The sequence below is a fragment of the Aquimonas sp. genome (genome assembly GCF_044377145.1).
In the GTDB taxonomy this organism is placed as follows: domain Bacteria; phylum Pseudomonadota; class Gammaproteobacteria; order Xanthomonadales; family Xanthomonadaceae; genus Aquimonas.
The window spans coordinates 26,056-45,231 of the sequence record NZ_JBILJQ010000012.1; the positions used below are offsets into that span (position 1 = coordinate 26,056).

Here is a 19,176-nt window from a genome sequence, read left to right on the forward strand (position 1 = left end):
CGCGCTGCTGTCGGCAGCGCGCCATCTGGCCCGTTGCTGCTGTCAGCGGTGCGCAATCCGACTCGCGTCTGTTCAAAGCACCGCGCTCAGCCGCGCACGTCCGCCACCGGCTCGGCGCCGAAGTCAGGGCGACGCAGAAACGCGAGCACCCGCTGCGCGGCCTGTTCGGGCGTATCCAGAGCGCCGCTGCGCTTCAATTCATCGAACACCGGCTGCGCCGCGAACGCCACATCGTCGGCACCGCGCAGCTGCACCTGCATGCCGGTATCGATGATGCCCGGCGCCAGCGATACCACCCGCAGCGGATTCGCAGCCGTGGCCTGCTCCTCGGCCAGGCTGCGCGAGAAGTGATCCAGCCCGGCCTTGAGCGCGCAGTAGGTGCTGACGCCAGCCATAGGACGCCGACCCAGGCCCGAAGAAATGTTCAACAGCCGACGCGGCAGTGGCCAAGCGGCGGTGCCGCGCAGCAGGGCGCGGGTCAACAGCAGGGGCGCCGCCAGCCCCACCGCCAGGGCGCGACTGATGTCGCTTGACGCCTGCGCTTCGAACGGCCCCGGCGTTTCCAGCATCGCGGCGTTATTGATCAGCACGACGCCCAGCAGGCCCTCCGGCCCGCGTGCGCGCAGCCATTGCTCCAGACGCTCTGCGATCGGCTCAGGGCGGGCCAGATCCACCTGCCACTGCGCGAGTCGACGGCCACGCGCCGCCGCCAGCGCGTCCAGCGCTTCGTCGTGTCCGCGCGACAGGCACAGCAGTTCGGCGGGCTCATCCAGCAGCACGCGAACCATGGCCGCGCCAAGGCCGCGGCTGGCGCCAGTGGTGATGTACAGCGTGCTCACGCCCGGCTTCTCATCGCGATTTCCTCAAAGTGAGTGGTGCAGATTTTGGCTCAATCGAAACGCAGAGTCTGGCCTTCGGTGACCGCGCGCAAGCGCGACACCAACACCGGCCAATCGACCTCGCGCTGGATGCCGTTGACGGTGATCCGGGGCAGGCCCGAGCCTTCGACGATGGTGTAGCCGCGGCCGCTGCCGCTGACGCTGACGCCTCCCATGTGGCAGGTGTGGTTCTCCAGTCGGCAGGCAATGCCGATCCGGGCATAGGGAAAGTTCTCGAACGCCCGCATCACCCCGGCCTGCAGCGCAGCCGTAGCACCCATGCCCCCGACCGAGGACAAATCGCGCACCGCGCGCTGGCTGATCCGGCGCTTGTCCGGTGCGCGCTGGTCGGTCTCGAAGCGGGCATCGAAAGCCACCGGCTCCCAGTCGACCAGGCGCAGGGCACGGATATAGCCCTGCAAGCGCCCGGTGATTTCGCCAAATCCGAACACGCTGGTCAACGGCTTCAGATCGAGCCTGCTCACTTCGACATCTGCGCCGAGCGTTGGCGCGACGCCGAAGGGACGCTCCAAGCGCAGCGCGCTGACCTTGACCTCGCCATCGAACACCTGCACCGCGATCTCGCCGTCAAGGCTGAACACCCCATCGCGATACTGCACGCCGGGAATCACACCCGACATGCGGCCGCTGAAGGCCGGCCAACCGAAGCGCGCCGACAGGGCCGCCAGATCCAGATCCTGCAGGCGCAGCGACAGGGCCAGATTGTCACTGGCCGCAACAGGCGCTGCATCGGCGGCCGGATTCGCATCCGCAGGCCGCCAGCGCAGGGCGTCGATGCCCAGCTGCCCATCCAGCATCGCCACCTGCAGCGGCTCACGCAGTTCGATCGCGCCCTGCACGCTGCGCAGCTGCGCTTGGGCGGCGCCGAGTTCGATCCCGTACAGCGCCGCCGACTGCCAGCCGATGCTGCTGTCCTGAACGGCGTCGCTGCGCGTCCAGTGCAATCGCCCGCCCGCACCGCCCAGCGCGAAGCGCCCACCCGGGTCCTCGATGCGCAGGGCTTCGGGTTCGACCTCCAGGCTGCGCAGTGCGCTCTGGCTTCGATCGACCCGCAGCTGCAGCGCGCCTCCAACCTGCAAGCCCGGCAGGCCGGCGCTGGCCAACAGGCTTTCGAGGTAACGGCTGGTCAGCACATCGGCGCGGGTGCTGCGCAGATCCAGCCGAAGATCCGGCAAGGGTTCCTCGGCCTGCGTGTCGATGCTCGCCGAGGCCTCCAGGCTGAGCACGCCGGGATCGTTCCAGAGCAGTCGATCCAGTGCCCAGCGCGAACCCGCGCCAAGCGCGCCCAGCTTGAACTGCACCGGCTGCGCCGGCAGCGATGCATAAACCGGCCCGAACAGGATCTCGCCGCCGGTGAGCGCGAGTTCCGTGGTAATCCGGGTTTGCTCGCCGAGCTCCAGGCCCAGGCGCCCCTGCAGATTCAAATCTGCCGCTGCGATCAGGCCGTCGGTAGTGTCCAAGCCGAGCCCGTCCGCGCGGAGGCTGCCTTCAACCCGCGGCGGCGACAGCCCGAAGTCCATTTCCAGATCGGCCGCCAAAGTCCCGCCGGTGAATCGCGCCGAAGTCCACAGCGCGCCCAGCAGGGGCTGCAGCCATCCAGCCGGCAGCCGCTCGGCCTGCAGGGTCATTGATGCAGCGCTGCCCGGAATGCCCGCCACCAGCCGCGCCCGGCCGCGAACCAGGATCAGCTCGCTGTCGCCATCGCGCCAGTCCAGCGCCAGCTCACCGGCCGCACCCGCGTCACTGCGCAGAGGCCCGGCGCAGTGCCAGGTGGCGACATCGCTCGGCCGCAGTTCACACCGCCAGTCCAACCCGCGGAACGCGTAGCCCGAGCCGGCGATATCGAGGCTGTCCACTTGCAGCTGCAGGCCCAAACCGGCGCCCGGCTGATCCGGCGCAATCAGCGACAGGCGCAAGCCGCTGGCGTCCACAGGACCCTGGTTGACCCGGTCAGCGCTGACCCGCAGCGACAGCGCCTGCACCGGTGCGCTCAGCAGGCTGCACACCAGCAGGCCGAGGACGGGGGGCTTGATCGATCGAACTCGGCTGAGCATGCTCGCGAGGATACCGGAAGCGATCCATGCCCTTGCCCACAGCCTCCCCAGCTCATCACGCGCCTCGTCTGCTGCTGGTCGAAGACGATCCGGTCAGCGCCGACTGGCTGCTGCGCCTGTGTGCCGACTGGGGCTTGATCGTCACGCATGCACGCAGCTGCACCGAGGCACGGGCGCATTCGTCGCAGGCGTTCGATGCGCTGCTGCTGGATCAGTGCCTGGCCGATGGCAACGGCGTCGACCTACTCGCTCAGCTGCGTGCAGCGGGCATCCACGCGCCTGCCGCCGCACTCAGCGCGGACCTCGGCCCCGCCCACTGCGTACGTCTGCTGCAGGCGGGTTTCAGTGCCTGCCTGAGCAAGCCTTTCGATGCCGCGGCCCTGCTCGCGACCCTCGACTCTGTGGGAGTGCGGCCGCCGAGCTGGGACGAGGTGCGGGCCATGGCGACCGCAGCCGGCAAGCCCGCGGTGCTGGCCTCCTTGCGCGCCCTGCTGGCGGCCGATCTGCCCGAACAGCGACGCGCCCTGGCACTCGCCCTGGACGCCCAGCCTATTGCCAGCAGCGGCGCCGACGCGGTGCTGCACCGGATGCTGGGCGCCAGCCGTTTGACCGGCGCCGCCGCGCTGACCGCGGCGATCGAAGCCCTGCGCGATCTGCTGGGCCATTCGCCGCTGGTTGCCGAGTCGGTGCGCAGCGGCCACGCGCGGGTCGAGCACGCAATCGCTGCGACCCTGGCGGACTGTGCATCAGCGTAACGGTGATCCGGCCGGAGGCCGCCATGCACCATCCGCGCAGCGGATTCCAGGAAGGGTCTCTACTGCGAAGGGTCGCCTCAAACCCGGGCCAATGCGACACAGGCGGTCACACCAAAGGAATCGCCGCGCACGGCCGCGGTCGCACCTACTGCGAAGGTAGGCGAGCCTGCCGCCATTCCAAGCGCTCAGCGCAGCTGTTCGATCTCCGCCATCAGCCCCCAGGAGCGCAGGCTGCGGCCGTGCAGATGGCGCTTGAGCTCCTCGCGCAGCAGCCGGCGCAGGGGCGGCAGCAGCGCCGGCGCAGGTGCGGCGTCCGACTGCAGGGCCAGCAGGGCCGCACCCGCAACGCCGTCTGCCTCGCCCACCCCGAGACGTTGTGCGCCGGCCTCACCCAGGTAGCGGTAGCGCGCTTCGGCCTCGATCGGCCGCTCGTGCCGGTCAGTCTCGATCTGCAGCGCCACGCCCAGCGCCTGCAGCAGATCACGTTCAAAGCAGCGCAGCGGCCAGGCCATGGCCTCGCCGCTGGCCAGCTGCGACAGGCATAGCGCGTAACGACCGAACAAGGCCGGCTGCGGCTCGCCGCGCGCCAGCAGCTGCACCAGCAGCTCGTTGAGGTAGAAACCGCCCATCAGCGCATCACCGAGCAGACGCGGCGCCACGCCCGCCGGCTCGACATCGGTCAACTGCGGCAGCTCGCCGCTGCCCTGCCAGCTGATCAGCAGCGGCGAAAACGGCTGCAGTACGGCGGCACGGCCACCGCCTTTGCCGCCCTTGGCGCCGCGCGCCATCAGGCCCATGCGCCCGTGCGCGGGGGTGAACACCTCAAGCAGTTGGCTGCTCTCGCGGAACGCACGCGCGTGCAGCACGTAGGCGGGCTCACCTTCGATGCGCGGACCGGGCCCTGCGCCTCTGCCGGCCATCGATCAGTCCGTGTAGCCGAAGCTCTTCAGGCTCTTCTCGTCGTCGCTCCAGCCCTCGCGCACCTTGCACCAGACCTGCAGAAACACCTTGCGCTGGAGCAGACGCTCCATGCCCAGACGCGCGTCCATGCCGATCTGGCGCAGCTGTTCACCGCCGGCACCGATCACGATCGCCTTCTGGCCATCGCGCTCCACCCACACCACCGCGTGGATGCGCGCCATCTTGCCGTCTTCTTCCCATTGCTCGATCTCGACGCTGCTGGCGTAGGGCAGCTCGTCACCCAGCCTGCGCATCAGCTGCTCGCGGATCAACTCCGCGCACATGAAGCGTTCGCTGCGGTCGGTGACCTGGTCTTCCTCGAACAGGGGCTCGGACTCCGGCAGATGCTTCAGCAGCACCTTCTGCAGGGTGTCCAGCCCGCTACGCTTCTGCGCCGACAGCGGCACCACCTCGATGAAGTCGCGGCCCTCGACCACCTTCTGGATGAAGGGCAACAGGGCGCCCTTCTCCTTCAGCTTGTCGACCTTGTTGATCACCAGCACGCGCGGCACGCCGGCTTCGACCAGCACATCGAAGGCGCGCTGGTCGTCCTCGCGCCACTGCCCGGCCTCGATCACCAGCACGCCGATCTGCACATCGGCCAGGGCGCCGCGGGCGGCGCGATTCATGTAGCGGTTGATCGCGCGCGGCTGTTTGCCGTGCAGGCCGGGGGTGTCCACGTAGGCGATCTGCCCGCCTTCCAGCGTGCTGATCCCGAGAATGCGATGGCGGGTGGTCTGCGGTCGACGCGAGACGATGCTCACGCGGAAGCCGACCAGGGCATTGATCAGGGTCGACTTACCCACATTGGGGCGGCCGACCACGGCCACATGGCCGGCGCGGTAACCGGCCGGCGTGGTGCTTTCAGGGGTGTTCATCGGGTGTCCTTGTCTGCGGATTCAAGCAGTACGGCCACGATCTGCGCCGCCGCCTGCTGTTCGGCTTCGCGGCGTGAGCCGGCGATGCCCGTGGTTTCCAGGGCGAAGCTGTCGACTCGACAGCGCACCTCGAACTGTTTGTCATGGTCATCGCCGCGGGCTTCCACCAGCACGTAGTCCGGCAAGCCAAGCTGGCGGCCCTGCAGCCATTCCTGCAGGCGGGTCTTCGCATCCTTGTCGGCTTTGAGCCCGGGCGGCAGCTGCTCGATATGCGGCTCCAGCGCGCTCAGCACCGCGGCACGGCAGGCATCGAAGCCGGCATCGAGATGGATCGCACCGATCAGCGCTTCCACCGCATCAGCCAGAATCGAATCGCGGCGAAATCCGCCGCTCTTGAGTTCGCCCTGGCCGAGGATCAGGCGATCGCCAAGCTTCATCGCGCGGCCCAGTTCCGCCAGCCGCGCTTCGCGCACCAGCTGCGAGCGCGCCCGCGTCAAGGCGCCCTCGTCAGCCTTCGGAAAGCGCAGAAACAGCGCCTCGGCGACGATCAGATTGAGCAGCGCATCGCCCAGAAACTCCAGTCGCTCGTTGTTGCGGCCGGCGGCGCTGCGGTGGGTCAGAGCCTGCTGCAGCAGGGCCTGATCGGCGAACACATGGCCGAGGGCGGAACTCAAGCGTGCACCGGTGCGGAAATCAATCGGTGCTGCCCTGGCGCGACAGCTCGACCGTTTTGTCGAAGGTCGCCACAAACTCGAGGTTGTAGGCCAGCGGACGGCGCACTTCGTACTTGATGTTGAGGTTGTAACCGGTGCCCGAGCGGGTGATCTTGATATGCTGCGGCTTCACCGACTCGACGTAGCTGATGTAGAAACGCCGATTCAGCAGGTCCTTGATCTTCTCCGGCGTCATGTTGGCGACACCCGGCTCCTGCTGCACGCCCTTCATCGCGCCGACCACGCCGAAGTGATACTCCTGATAGACCGGGAACAGGCGCATCGCCAGGAAGGCGAAGAAGCCCACCACCATCAGCACCACGATGAAGCCCAGCAGGGTGATGCCGCGCTGTTGCTTGCCAGAATTCATGTCGAACCTCAGAGGGTGGGTGGAAGGCGGAAATCGCCGCTCATGGTCGCGAAGCGCGCGCCGGGGCGCAAGAGCACAGGCTTCACGCGGCCAGTGTGAGCGGTGGATCTGCGACGACAGTCACCCGCCCTGCTCGGCCAGGAAGGTCAGCAGCTGCGCCTCATCCCAGACCGGCACGCCCAGCTCCTGCGCCTTGACCAGCTTGCTTCCGGCAGCTTCACCTGCGACCACAAAACTGGTCTTCTTCGAAACACTCCCCGCAACCTTGGCGCCTAGCGCCTCCAGCCGGGCACCCGCCTCATCGCGGGTCATTGCCGTCATCGCCCCGGTCAGCACCACCGTCTTGCCCGCGAGTGGCCCGCCCGCGGCCTGCTGTGGTGCAGCCTCACGCAGCGCGGCCATGGCCGAATCCACCGCGCGCAGACGCGGGCCCCAGTGCGGATGCGCCAGCAGCACGAACAGCGCCGCGGCCGCTTCGGCGGGCACGCCGAGTGCGGTCAGTCCGTGCTCGCCGGCTGCTTGCACCGCTTCGAGGCTTGGGCGAGCCTGCGCAATGCGCCCGATCGAGGTGTCGCCCAGCCGACCGAGCGGTGCACCCAGCGCCTTGGCTGCGCCGAGCAGATGCCCAAGGTCCAGCCGCGCTGCCAGCGCTGCCGAAGGCACCCCGCTGGCCTGCGGTTCGACCCCATTAGCCAACAGCGCATCGATGACCTCCTGGTTGTGCGGCTGCGCGAAGAAGCTGGTGATCGAGCTCGCCACCTTCGGCCCGATATCCGGCAGCGCCAGCAGCAGCATCGGATCGGCGTGACGGATCGCGTCCAGGCTGCCGAACGCGCGCGCCAGTGATTTGGCGGTTTCCTCGCCCATCTGCAGGATGCCGAGCGCGAACAGCAGGCGCTCCAACGACTGGCGGCGGCTGCGCTCGATCGCTTCGATCAGGTTCTCGGCCCATTTGCTGGCGATCTTGCCGGCCTTGACGGTTTCAGGCGTCGCGCCCGCACGCGCATCGGCCTGCTGCTTCAGATCCAGCAGCTGCGCGAGGCTCAGCCGATACAGATCAGCCACCGAGTGCGCGAAGCCGAAGTCGACCAGATCCTCGACCATGCGCTCGCCCAGGCCCTCGATGTCCATCGCCCGGCGCGACGCGAAATGGATCAGCGCCTGCTTGCGCTGGGCCGGGCAGAAGAGACCGCCGCTGCAGCGCGCGACAACCTCACCTTCCGAGCGCACCACTGCCGAGCCGCAGGCGGGACAGACCGAGGGCAGAGCATAGGGTGCGGTGTCGGCAGGCCGACGCTCGATCAGCACGCTCAGCACTTCGGGGATCACGTCACCCGCGCGACGCACGATCACGCTGTCGCCGACGCGCACATCGAGCCGCGCGATCTGGTCGGCGTTGTGCAGGGTCGCATTGGTCACCACCACGCCGGCAACCTGCACCGGCTTGAGCCGGGCCACCGGGGTGATCGCGCCGGTGCGGCCGACCTGCACATCGATCGCTTCCACGACCGTCATCTCTTCCTGCGCAGGGAACTTGTGCGCGATCGCCCAGCGCGGTGCGCGCGAGACGAAGCCGAGCGCACGCTGCTGATCGAAGCGATCTACCTTGTAGACCACTCCATCGATATCGAAGGGGAGCTGATCTCGTCCATTTCCGACCTTTCGGTAGAAATCCAGGCAGCCGTCGGCCCCGATCGCAATGCCTGTCTCGGCAGCGACCTGAAAACCCAGTTCTTGCAGCGAGACCAGCACGTCTGACTGGCTCGGAAGCAACGTGAAGTTCTCAAGCCCTTGCCCAACACCGTAGGCGAAGAACGCAAGCTTTCGCTTCTTGGCCTCAGCCGGATCAAGCTGCCGAATTGCCCCCGCCGCAGCGTTCCTCGGGTTTGCCAGCGTCTTCCTTCCTTCAGCCAGCGCCCGCTGGTTGAACTCGTAGAAGCTTGCATGAGGCATGCAAACCTCACCGCGCACTTCAAGATTCTCAGGGACCAAAGAGAAGGAACGGCCATGTCGATCACGGGACATTTTCATCAAGAGAAGAGGAACGGACTTGATCGTTCGTACCGTGTGGGTCACGTCCTCTCCGCGCTCCCCATCCCCTCTGGTAAGCGCACGAACCAGCTTTCCATCACGATACAAGAGACTTATGGCTAGGCCATCGAACTTCAGCTCGGTCGAGTAGCGAACTTCTTCGACCCCCAAGAGTTCGCGGATTCTTCTGTCGAACTCGACAACTTCCTCATCTGCGAACGCATTCGCAAGAGAGAGCATCGGGACATCGTGACTGATCGTCTCAAGTTTGCTTACCGGCGCTCCAACTCGTTGCGTTGGCGAGTCCGAAACAAGAAGCTCGGGATGCTCGCGCTCCATCCGTTCAAGCTCACGCATCAACCTGTCGTACTCCGCATCAGGAATGACAGGGTCGTTAACAACTTCGTAGTAGTGGTTAGCTACGTGGATGCGTGCCCGCAGCTCTGCTGCACGTTGGCTAAGGCTTTCGTTTTCCATGGCGTGGCTCTCAGGCGGCGCCGATCAGGCGCGAGGCCTCGTCAAGGTCCACCGACACCAGCCGCGATACGCCGGGCTCGCGCATGGTCACGCCGGCCAGCTGGCGGGCCGCCTCCATGGTGGATTTGTTGTGGGTCACGAACAGGAACTGCACCTTCTCGCTCATCTCGGTGACCATCGCCGAGAAGCGGCCGACATTGGCCTCGTCCAGTGGCGCATCGACCTCGTCGAGCAGACAGAACGGCGCCGGGTTGAGCTGGAAGATCGCGAACACCAGCGACACCGCCGTCATCGCCTTCTCGCCGCCCGACAGCAGGCTGATGTTCGACACCCGCTTGCCCGGCGGGCGCGCCATGATCGCCACTCCGGTGTCGAGCAGGTCTTCGCCGGTCAGCTCCAGATAGGCGTGTCCACCGCCGAACAAACGCGGATACAGGGCCTGCATGCCGGCGTTGACGCGGTCGAAGGTGTCTTTGAAACGCCCGCGGGTTTCCTTGTCGATCTTGCGGATCGCGCTCTCCAACGTTTCCAGCGCCTGGGTCAAGTCGGCGTGCTGGCTGTCCAGATAGTCCTTGCGCTGCGACTGTTCGCCGAACTCCTGGATCGCCGCCAGGTTGACCGGTTCCAGCCGCTTGATGCGGGTTTCCAGATCGTCCAGTGATTTCTTCCAGGCCTCGATACTGGCGCCCTCCGGCAGACTGGCCAGCAGGGCCTCGGGTTCGGCCTCTGCAGCGGTGATCGACTCCAGCAGACCCTGCGCTTTGAGCGCCAGCGCCTGTTCCTGCAGGCGCCGATTGCCCAGCCGCTCGCGCAGCAGCAGGGCGCGCTGATCCAGCTGCTGACGTTTCTGCTCGTAGCTGCGCAACTCGCCTTCGATGCCGTCCACGGCTGAACGCGCTGCAGACAGCGCCTTCTCGACATCGATCCGGCTGGCCAGAAACACCTGCAGCTCGGCTTTCAGCGCTTCGATCGGCGCATCGCCCACCGCCAACTGCTCGGCCAGCTCGGTGCGACGCTGGGCCAGCTGCTGCAGCTGGTTGCGCATACGCCCCAGGCCTTGCTCCAGCCCGGCGCGCTGGCTGCGTTTGGATTCCAGCTGCAGGGCCAGATGATGGCTGCGCTCGCGCAGCTCGCGCACGGCCGCCTGCGCTGCTTCACGCTGGGCGTGCAGACGCTCGCGCTCGCCTTCCAGCCGGATCCGCGCGTCCTCCTGCTCGCCCATGCGCTCCATGGCGTGTTCAAGCCGGGCGCGTGATTCGCCGGACTGCTCCTGCGCCTCTTCGATTGCGCCCGCCAATTGTTCAAGCTCGGCCTCAATGCGTGCGCGCCGCGTCTGCGCCTGATCGAGCTTGCCGCTCAGGCTCTGCAGCTGGCCCGACAGTTCGGCCACGCCGCGGTGGGCGAGATACAGGCTGCGCTGCGCGTCCTCGCGCTCCAGCTCGGCCTGCTGCAGGCTGTCACGCAGCTCGGCCAATTGTTCAGTTAAGGCCGTTTCGCGCTGGGTCTGGGCCTGGATCTCGGCGCGCAGATTCTGCAGCTCGCGCTCGCGGGTCAGCGCACCCTGCTGGGCCTCGCCAGAGCGCAGCACGCGCGCGAACCCGGCGCCCAGCCATTCGCCGCTGGCGGTGATGATGCTCTGGCTATCCGACAAAGCCGGCAACCGCGCGCGTGCGCTGGCCAGGTCGTCGGCCACATGCACATCCAGCAGCAGACGCCGCAGCGCGGCCGGCCCCTCGACCCGGGAGGCGAGTGAGTCAGCCTCGGCCAGCAGCATGCCGCTGTCGCCGGCGAGCAGGGCGATTCGGCCGGCACGCAAGGCCGCCAGTGCCTCGGCATGCTCGCTCGGCACCTCCACCAGCACGCCTTCGATCAAGCTGCCCAGCACGGTTTCGACCGCGGTCTCCCAACCCGGTTGAACCTTGAGCACGCTGCCGGCGCGCGGCTGCTGCTCCAGCCCCTGCGCGCGCAACCAGTCGAGCACCGCGCCTTTTTCCTGCCCCAGCGCGGCGGCCTGCAGGGCTTCCAGCGAACCCAGCCGACCGCGCTGGCTCTGCACTTCCTTGCGCACCTCGGCCTGCGCCGACTGCGCCATGCGCTGGCGCTCCTGCACCGCAAGCACGGCCTGCTTGCGCGCTTCCAGCGTCTGGGTGAGTTCATCGACCTGCGCTCGGCGGGCCTCGGCCTGCTCGGTGGCATCGGCCAAGCTGGCTTCGATCGCGCTGACGTCGAGCCCTTGCAGCTCGGCCTGCAGCGCTTCGCGACGACGCCCCAGCTCCAGCGACTGGCGGTCGAGGTAGTCGATACGGGTGCGCTCGACCTCGGCCGCGCGAGCGGCCTCGGCCTGCGCCTGTCGCTGCTGGTCGGAGGTCTGCTGCCAGCTGGTCAGGGCGCGCTCGGCGTGCTGCAGAGCATCGCCACGTTCGGCGCTGTCTTCGCTGATCTGCGCGGCGGCGGGTTCGAGCTCCTGCACTACGGCTTCGAGATCCGCCAGCTTGGTGGCGTCTTCTTCGATATGGGCCAGCACTTCGGCATGCGAGGCATCAGCCTCGGCCTTGCTCTGGCGGAGGCGCTGGCCAAGCTCACCCTGATGGCGGATCTGCTGCTCGACGCGGGCGATATCGCTGCTGATGCGATAGCTCTCGGCCTGAACCTTTGTCAGCGCTTCGCTGGCCTCGCCCTGTTGCACGCGGGTCAGCTCGATCTGGGCTTCGACGTGGCGCTGCTCGGCGATCGTCGCCTCCAGCTGCAGGTCTTCGTCGGTCAGGCTTGAACGCAGAATCGTCAGCTCGCCATCGACCACGCGGAACTGCATCGCCTTGAGCTGCGCATCGCGCTCGCGCTGATCGGCGCGCAATTGCTGATACAGCTCGGCCTGGCGTGCCTGGCGTCGCAGGTGCTCCAGCTGCTTGTCGACCTCTTCGCGCAAGTCGTTCAAGCGATCCATGTTTTCCCGCGTGTGGCGCATGCGGGTCTCGGTTTCCTTGCGGCGTTCCTTGTACTTGGAGATGCCGGCGGCCTCCTCCAGGTACACGCGCAGATCCTCCGGCCGGGCCTCGATGATCTGGCTGATCATGCCCTGCTCGATGATCGAGTAGCTGCGCGGTCCAAGCCCGGTACCGAGGAACAGATCGGTGATGTCGCGCCGACGGCAGCGGGTGCCGTTCAAGTAATAGGCCGACGCGCCATCGCGGCTGACCATGCGCTTGACCGAGATTTCGTTGTATTGGCCGTACTCACCGACGATGGCGTGATCAGAATTGTCGAAGATCAGCTCGACGGTGGCCGTGCCCACGGGCTTGCGGCCGGACGAACCCGAGAAGATCACGTCGGTCAGATTATCGCCACGCAGTCGGCTGGCCGAGCTCTCGCCCATCACCCAGCGCACGGCGTCGATGATGTTCGACTTGCCGCAGCCGTTCGGCCCCACCACGCCGGTCATATTGGTCGGCAGGTGAAGCGTGGTGGGGTCGACGAAGCTCTTGAAGCCCGCCAGCTTGATGGTGGACAGACGCATCCTGACCGTACTCCGTGGTGAGGCTTATTCGGCCGGGGCGGTGGCTGGAACGTCGGCGGGTGCGCTCGACGCCTCCGCAGTCACGGCCGTGCTGCCAGGCGCAACGATCTGCGCATTGGTGCGCAGCGCACGCATCCGGTCCGCAAGGCCCTGGCTCACCAGTTGCTGGCGAGCACCGTCGCGCACGGTCTCGATGGCCGGCGGAACGAAGTCGCGTTTCGCCACGCGACGCAGAATGTGGAATCCGTAGCTGGTCTGCACCAGCACGGGCGACACTTCGCCATCGCTCAACTGCGAAAGCACTTGAACAAACTCGGAGGGCAGCTGCGCAAGATGGCCCCAGCCGAGGTCACGCGACTGCTGGGCCGAATCCTTGTACTTCGCCATCAGGGCCTCGAAATCGGCGCCCGGTGCGATTGCCTCCGTCAACACCTGCGCGGCCTGTGCAGCATCCGTGAACAGGATGTGCTGCGCGTTGTACTCGACCCCGCCAGTACGCTCGACTTCGCGCTGGTAGTAGCTCTGGATGTCCTGTTCCTTGATTTCGATCGAGGTGCGCAAGCTGTTGAGTTGGCGGCCCGACAGCTGCTGCATGCGGACCAGCGCAGCCTCTGCCTGGACATCCGGGCTGTCCGCAGCCTCGCTCTTCAGCAGCGCCTGCGCGAGCAGGACGTTCTCGATCAGGCTGTCCAGGGCCTGTTGCCGCTGTTCGGCAACGCCTGGATCAAGCCCTCGACTGCGCGCGTACAGGTCGAACAATGGCTGGGTGATGGTTTCGCCATTGACCACAGCGACCACCGGCCCTTCCGGCGCGCCAATCAGTGCAGCCTTGAGGTCAAGTGCCGGGGCGGCGGGCTCCCGCTGGCCGCAACCCGCAAGCAGGCCAAGCAGAAGCAGCGCAATCAAGGCCTGGCGCGAACAGTTCAGCATGGCAGCAAATCTCATGGGGCGAATTCCTCAGGCGCAAAAGCGCGCATCGACAAAGCGTGGATATCGGTATTCATCAGTTCGCCCACGGCCGCATACACGGCGCGGTGGCGAGCGATCGGGTTCAGGCCGCGAAACGCCGGGCTGACGATCAAGAGCGAGAAGTGCCCGCGACCATCGCGCGCGCCCTCGTGGCCTGCGTGTTTGTGGCTGTCGTCGGTGAGCTCCAGCGTGCTCGGCTCAAGCACCGCAAGCGCCGCGCGGATGGCGTCCATGCGTGCACTCACGGCAGCACCGGCTTGAACGGCAGCACCTGCACGGATTCGTACACGCCTGCCTCGAAATACGGGTCGTCCTGGGCCCAGGCGCGTGCGGCGGCGAAGTCCTCGAACTCGGCAACGATGGCGCTGCCGACGAAGCCGGCCTCACCCGGATCTTCGCAGTCGATCGCCGGAAGAGGCCCTGCCAGCTTGAGTCGGCCGGCATCACGCAGCGCGTGCAGCCGCTGCAGATGGGCCGGGCGTACGGCCAGCCGCTGCGCCAGGCTGTCGGAGACATCACAGCCGATGATCAGGTACCACATGGCGTCTGTCCTTGCCTGATGAGTAGTGGAAGAGCGCCACCGCGTCGCAACTGCGCGGATGCGCGGCGATTGCGGCTTGATCGGGAATCCAGACCTGCGCCGACGCGGGTATCCATGCGTAACCCGGCCGCGCATCATATGCGTTCACGCAAGCCCCCCTCAAATTGCTGCCGGAGCCAAGAATGGGCGATCGCCTCGAAGTCCACCCCGTCAACCCGCAGGCGCGGCTGATCCAGCGCGCGGTGGACACGCTTGAGCGTGGCGGTCTGGTGGTAGCGCCCTCGGACGCCGGCTATCTGTTCGCCTGGGGCATCGATGCGATCAAGGCCGAGGAGCGCGTGCAGAAGCTTCGTGGGCTGGACACCAAGCACCCTTTCACCTTACTCTGCGCCCGCCTGAACGAAGTCGGCCGCCTGGCCAGACTGGACGATCGCTCCTTCCGCATCGTCAAGCCCCTGGTGCCGGGGCCCTACACCTTCATTCTTCCAGTGTCTTCGGAACTGCCCCGGCGGTTCAAACAGGCCAAACGCAAGGTCATTGGTTGCCGCATCCCGGACCACCCGGTGTTGCTGGCGCTGATCGAGCTCTGGGGTTCGCCCCTGCTGTCGACCAGTCTGGAACTGCCCGAGGAATCGCCCGATCGGCAGGATGCATTCGAGGTCGCTGAACTCACCTTGCGCCATGTCGACGTGATGCTGGATTCCGGGGATTGTCCACCCGGGCCGACCAGCGTGATCGATCTGTCCGGCGACGAGCCCGTCGTAGTACGCGAAGGCGTCGGCCCTATCGATCTTTGAATGCCCAGCGGCCGGACCGCCGGGTGGACAGCGAGACTCACGCACACGCGGCCAGCCGCAGTGTTGAAGCTCGCGCTGCGGTAGTACGGGCGCAGTGCTGGCTATCCTGGCCGACCCGCAGCCCGCGCCTGCGGTGATCGGCGCGACCGGGGGAGCGGTCGCGCGCAGCAACTGACCACCGGCCCGTCCGGTACTCACTTTTTTGTAAGCGAATGCGCCGCCCGCCCAGGGCTGGCCCCGCGCAACCCAAGTTCTCCGTCGCCGAGTGCGCCCGGGCAGGCCAGTCCCGCAACCGCGGTGATGGCCACGGAACACCTCAAGGATTCATCGAGACGATGACCGTCGAATCGGCGCCCAGCGCCGACACCAGCACCGTAGAGCGACCCAGCCCTCCGCAGCAGCAGGAGATGCCGCTGGCGCTGGTGCGTGGGCAGCCGATGCTGCAGATCCCGCAGGATCTGTACATTCCGCCGGATGCGCTGGAGGTGATTCTCGACGCGTTCGAAGGCCCGCTCGACCTGCTGCTGTACCTGATCCGCCGGCAGAACCTGGACATCCTCGACATCCCGGTGGCCGAGATCACCCGTCAGTACATCGACTACATCGGCCTGATGCAGGACATCAAGCTCGAACTGGCGGCCGAGTATCTGGTGATGGCCGCGATCCTGGCCGAGATCAAATCGCGCCTGCTGCTGCCACGCCCGCCGACCGAAGCCGGCGAAGAAGAGGATCCGCGTGCCGAGCTGGTGCGCCGGCTCCAAGAGTATGAGCGCTTCCGCCAGGCCGCGCAGGACATCGACGCCCTGCCCCGGATCGAGCGCGACACCCAAGTGGTACACGCGCACAGCGGCGAGCGCACCCGAGTCAGCCTGCCGCCGCCAGTGGACCTGCGCGAAATGCTGCTTGCCCTGCGCGATGTGTTCAAACGCGCCGAGCTGTTCAGCCACCACAACATCCGCCGAGAGGCGCTGTCGGTCCGCCAGCGCATGGGCGAGACCCTGTCGCGGCTGGAGGGCGGCCGCTTCCATCCCTTCACCGACCTGTTCAACCCGCAGGAAGGACGCCTCGGTGTGGTGGTGAGCTTCTTGGCAATGCTGGAGCTGGCCAAGGAAATGCTGATCGAGATCGTGCAGGAGAACCCGCTGGCGCCGATCTTCGTGCGCAGCCTGGGCGTCAGCACTGAGCCGGCCGATCGTCCGTTCGACACCAGCGCTGACGACGCGGACGTGGACAACACCAGCTTCGAAGAGGGCCCGTTTGAGCGGGATGCCGGCGTGACCGAGATCGGCGCACACGCTACCGGCGACGACGACTCGCTCGCCCTGCCCGCCTCCGAAACGCGCTGAGGACCCCGCAAACGCATGGATTTCGAGCTGTTGAAGCGCATCGTTGAAGCCGCCCTGCTGGCGGCTCCGCAGCCCTTGACCGTGGCCCAGCTGGGCGACCTGTTCGGCGAGGGCGAAGCGCCGCCCGCCGACGACATCCGTCGCGCCCTGCACACCCTGCAGGAGGACTGCTCCGCACGCGGCGTCGAACTGATCGAAGTTGCCTCGGGCTTCCGCTATCAGGTGCGCAGCGATGTCTATCCGCACATCGCCCGGCTGTGGGCAGAAAAGCCGCCGCGCTACTCGCGCGCTCTGCTGGAAACGCTGGCGCTGATCGCCTATCGGCAGCCGATCACCCGCGGCGAGATCGAAGCCATCCGCGGCGTGGCGGTCAATACCCAGATCATCCGCACCTTGGAAGAGCGCGAGTGGATCCGCGTGGTCGGCCACCGCGACGTGCCCGGCAAGCCGGCGCTGTTCGGCACCACCCGCGCATTTCTGGACTACTTCAACCTGAAGAGCCTCGATCAACTGCCGACGCTGGCAGCCCTGCAGGACTTGCCCGAGCTTGAGCCGCAGCTGGATTTCGACGCTGCGCGGGTCGCCAAGGCTGCGCTGCCGCCGGCGCTTGCAGTCGACGGCCACAATCAGTCCGTGACAGTTCCGGAAGCAGTCGCAGCGCCGAAGTCGAGCGTAGCGCGTGACGATATCCCCGAGAACACCTCGGCAGTCGCTGCAGCCGCATCCGACAGCCTGTCGGAACATCCAGACGCGACCGCAGGTACGGATTCTGCACAGGCGATTGCGCACGCAACGCCTGCCGCTGATCCCGGCCATTCCGACTCCGTCTTGGCCGCCGCCGAGGCGCAGTCTTCGCCAACTGCGCAGCTGCATGCAGACCCGGCCGCGGTGGTGCCGGTCAGCGCCGATCAAGACACCGACGACACCCCCGACACTGCCGGCACGGAGGCAACTCCGGGCCGCACTGATGACAACGCAGCAGCCGCTGCTGATTCCCACACGGGCGAGCCCGAAACCTCGCCGGAGCAGATCCCATGAGTGAGACACCCCGCCGCGTCCTGTCCTTGAAGCGCGAAGGCGCCGCCGCCGTCCGAGTTGAGGAGCGCCTGCACAAGGTGCTGGCGACCGCCGGCCTCGGCTCGCGACGTGCGCTGGAAGAGCGCATCGCCCGCGGCGAAGTGAAGGTCAATGGCGAAGTCGCCGGCACCGGCAGCAGCGTCGCCTCCGGCGACCGCGTCGAGCTGGATGGCCGCGCCTTCGTCGCCACCAACCAGAGCGAGCCGGCGCAGATCCTGCTGTACAACAAGCCCGAGGGCGAGTTGACCACGCGCGACGATCCCGAAGGCCGCGCCACCGTGTTCGAGAACCTGCCGCGGCTGAAAGGCGCCCGCTGGATCGCGGTCGGCCGCCTCGACATCAACACCACCGGCCTGCTGCTGCTCACCACCGATGGCGAGCTCGCCAATGCGCTGATGCACCCCAGCACGGAGATCGAACGCGAGTACGTCTGCCGAATCCACGGCGAAGTCAGCGAGGATGTGATCAAGCAGCTGCAGCGCGGCGTGCAGCTCGAAGACGGCGAAGCCAAGTTCGACGAGATCGAGCCGATCGGCTCCAGCGACGCGCATGCCTGGTTCCGGGTGGTGCTGAGCGAGGGCCGCAACCGCGAAGTGCGGCGCATGTGGGAAGCCGTCGGCTTCACCGTCAGCCGGCTGAAGCGGGTCCGCTACGGCGGGATCGAGCTGCCGCGCCTGCTCAAGCGCGGCATGAGCCAGCCGATGGCCGCCGAGGCCGTGCAGGCACTGCGCGAAAAGCTGGCGCTGGCGCCACTGGAAGCCAGCCTCACCCTGCAGCCGGTGATCGGCCAACGCCGTGCCAAGACCAGCGAGTACCGCCCCGGCGCGCGCGAACAGAAAGCCTGGACCCAGGGCGCCTATGGCGACGAAGGCCGCGAACTGCGCGCCTATGACGTGATCCGCGAAGACGCTCCGCGTGGCCGCAAGGGCCCCGGTATGCGGCCTGGCCCCGGCGGCAAGCGTCCTGGTAGCAAGCCGGGCGCGCGCCCGGGCGGCGCTGGCCCGATGGGCAAGCGCGGTCCAGGCGCAGGCGCCGGAGCAGGTGGCCCAAGCCGCGGTGCCGGCGGCACCCGCCCCGACAACTACGGCAATACCCTGACCGCCCCCGGCGGCGAAGTGCGCGGCCGCGGCGGCAACCGCCCCGGCGGCCCGGGCGGTAATCGCAGCGGCGGTGGTCAGCCGGCCGGCGGCGCTGAGCGCAGCGGCGAGTTCCGCAGCTGGTATGTGCCTGAAGGCGTCACCACCACCAGCCCTTCGGCTCGTCCGCAGGGCCGGCCCGGTGGCCCGCGCCCGGGCGGCAAGCCCGGTGGCGGCGGTGCCTATGGCAATGCGAAACCCGGTGGGGCCAAGCCGGGTGCAGCAGCCGGGCCGTATGGCAATGCGCGCCCTGGCGGCAAGCCGTGTGGTCGTCCCGCCGGTCCAGGTGGCGCAGGTCCACGCCCCGAGGGCGGCCGACCGACCGGCCCACGTCCGGAAGGCGCGCGTCCCGGCGGCCCGCGTCCCGAAGGCGGACGTCCCGCCGGCCCGCGTCCGGCTGGGGCACGCCCCGGCGGTCCGCGTCCCGAAGGTGGCCGTCCAGCCGGTCCGCGCCCGGCAGGCCCAGGCGGCGCACCGGGTCGCCCGGCCGGTGGTCGCGGACCGCAGGGCAAACCCCGCGGCCCGCGGCCACCGCGCTAAGCCTCCGGCGGCTGCGCCCAAGCGGCGCGTCGACACAGCATCAGCGGCACATACAGCACGGCAAGCGCCTCCAAGCGCTTGCCGTGCTCGTTTCTACTCACCACTCGAGCCGAGGCCAA

General features: G+C 67.6%; 15 protein-coding genes and 1 pseudogene. 5 read left to right on the forward strand and 11 right to left on the reverse strand.

What is annotated here, in order from left to right:
• Window positions 1–86: 86 nt before the first annotated feature.
• Together ACIQ7H_RS05780 and ACIQ7H_RS05785 are read right to left on the reverse strand one after the other, a co-directional pair.
• A complete protein-coding gene (locus ACIQ7H_RS05780) occupies window positions 87–839 on the reverse strand; it encodes an SDR family NAD(P)-dependent oxidoreductase (protein WP_395789318.1) in 753 nt (250 codons plus the stop codon).
• Window positions 840–889: 50 nt separating this feature from the next.
• Window positions 890–2,953 (reverse strand): hypothetical protein, encoded by a 2,064-nt coding sequence (locus ACIQ7H_RS05785; RefSeq protein ID WP_395789320.1) that lies wholly within the window; start codon window positions 2,951–2,953, stop codon window positions 890–892.
• Between the two features lie 26 nt (window positions 2,954–2,979).
• On the opposite strand from ACIQ7H_RS05785, the gene ACIQ7H_RS05790 reads away from it, so the two are divergent.
• Window positions 2,980–3,708: a response regulator gene (locus tag ACIQ7H_RS05790; protein WP_395789322.1), complete on the forward strand. Its 729-nt coding sequence runs from the start codon at window positions 2,980–2,982 to the stop codon at window positions 3,706–3,708.
• Window positions 3,709–3,893: 185 nt separating this feature from the next.
• On the opposite strand, the gene recO is transcribed toward ACIQ7H_RS05790, so the two are convergent.
• The 9 genes from recO to ACIQ7H_RS05835 form a co-directional block, all read right to left on the reverse strand.
• Complete coding sequence (recO, locus tag ACIQ7H_RS05795) at window positions 3,894–4,628, reverse strand: DNA repair protein RecO (protein WP_395789324.1); 735 nt, start codon at window positions 4,626–4,628, stop codon at window positions 3,894–3,896.
• A 3-nt stretch (window positions 4,629–4,631) separates the two neighbouring features.
• Window positions 4,632–5,546 carry a GTPase Era gene (gene era / locus ACIQ7H_RS05800; RefSeq protein ID WP_395789326.1) on the reverse strand — a complete coding sequence of 305 codons (915 nt, stop codon included), beginning with the start codon at window positions 5,544–5,546 and terminating at the stop codon, window positions 4,632–4,634.
• Window positions 5,543–6,220, reverse strand: a complete 678-nt coding sequence (gene rnc, locus ACIQ7H_RS05805; RefSeq protein WP_395789328.1) for a ribonuclease III — start codon at window positions 6,218–6,220, stop codon at window positions 5,543–5,545. Before rnc ends, era begins: the two co-directional genes overlap by 4 nt.
• 19 nt (window positions 6,221–6,239) lie before the next feature.
• Complete coding sequence (locus tag ACIQ7H_RS05810) at window positions 6,240–6,629, reverse strand: DUF4845 domain-containing protein (RefSeq protein WP_395789330.1); 390 nt, start codon at window positions 6,627–6,629, stop codon at window positions 6,240–6,242.
• A gap of 120 nt (window positions 6,630–6,749) precedes the next feature.
• Window positions 6,750–9,137: an NAD-dependent DNA ligase LigA gene (gene ligA / locus ACIQ7H_RS05815; protein WP_395789332.1), complete on the reverse strand. Its 2,388-nt coding sequence runs from the start codon at window positions 9,135–9,137 to the stop codon at window positions 6,750–6,752.
• 10 nt (window positions 9,138–9,147) lie between these two features.
• Complete coding sequence (gene smc, locus ACIQ7H_RS05820; RefSeq protein WP_395789334.1) at window positions 9,148–12,651, reverse strand: chromosome segregation protein SMC; 3,504 nt, start codon at window positions 12,649–12,651, stop codon at window positions 9,148–9,150.
• A 24-nt stretch (window positions 12,652–12,675) separates the two neighbouring features.
• Window positions 12,676–13,596, reverse strand: a complete 921-nt coding sequence (locus tag ACIQ7H_RS05825; protein ID WP_395789336.1) for a peptidyl-prolyl cis-trans isomerase — start codon at window positions 13,594–13,596, stop codon at window positions 12,676–12,678.
• Complete coding sequence (locus ACIQ7H_RS05830; protein WP_395789338.1) at window positions 13,593–13,853, reverse strand: BolA family protein; 261 nt, start codon at window positions 13,851–13,853, stop codon at window positions 13,593–13,595. The genes ACIQ7H_RS05825 and ACIQ7H_RS05830 overlap by 4 nt, the downstream gene beginning before the upstream one ends.
• Before the next feature lie 8 nt (window positions 13,854–13,861).
• A complete protein-coding gene (locus ACIQ7H_RS05835) occupies window positions 13,862–14,161 on the reverse strand; it encodes a YciI family protein (protein ID WP_395789340.1) in 300 nt (99 codons plus the stop codon).
• 182 nt (window positions 14,162–14,343) lie between these two features.
• On the opposite strand from ACIQ7H_RS05835, the gene ACIQ7H_RS05840 reads away from it, so the two are divergent.
• The 4 genes and pseudogenes from ACIQ7H_RS05840 (at window position 14,344) to rluB (ending at window position 19,057) form a co-directional block, all read left to right on the forward strand.
• Window positions 14,344–14,958, forward strand: a complete 615-nt coding sequence (locus tag ACIQ7H_RS05840) for an L-threonylcarbamoyladenylate synthase (RefSeq protein WP_395789342.1) — start codon at window positions 14,344–14,346, stop codon at window positions 14,956–14,958.
• 335 nt (window positions 14,959–15,293) lie between these two features.
• A pseudogene (locus tag ACIQ7H_RS05845) lies at window positions 15,294–16,193 on the forward strand (segregation and condensation protein A); the annotation flags it as partial.
• Window positions 16,194–16,319: 126 nt separating this feature from the next.
• Window positions 16,320–17,342: an SMC-Scp complex subunit ScpB gene (scpB, locus tag ACIQ7H_RS05850; protein WP_395789344.1), complete on the forward strand. Its 1,023-nt coding sequence runs from the start codon at window positions 16,320–16,322 to the stop codon at window positions 17,340–17,342.
• Window positions 17,339–19,057 carry a 23S rRNA pseudouridine(2605) synthase RluB gene (rluB, locus tag ACIQ7H_RS05855; RefSeq protein WP_395789346.1) on the forward strand — a complete coding sequence of 573 codons (1,719 nt, stop codon included), beginning with the start codon at window positions 17,339–17,341 and terminating at the stop codon, window positions 19,055–19,057. Before scpB ends, rluB begins: the two co-directional genes overlap by 4 nt.
• Window positions 19,058–19,176 lie beyond the last annotated feature (119 nt).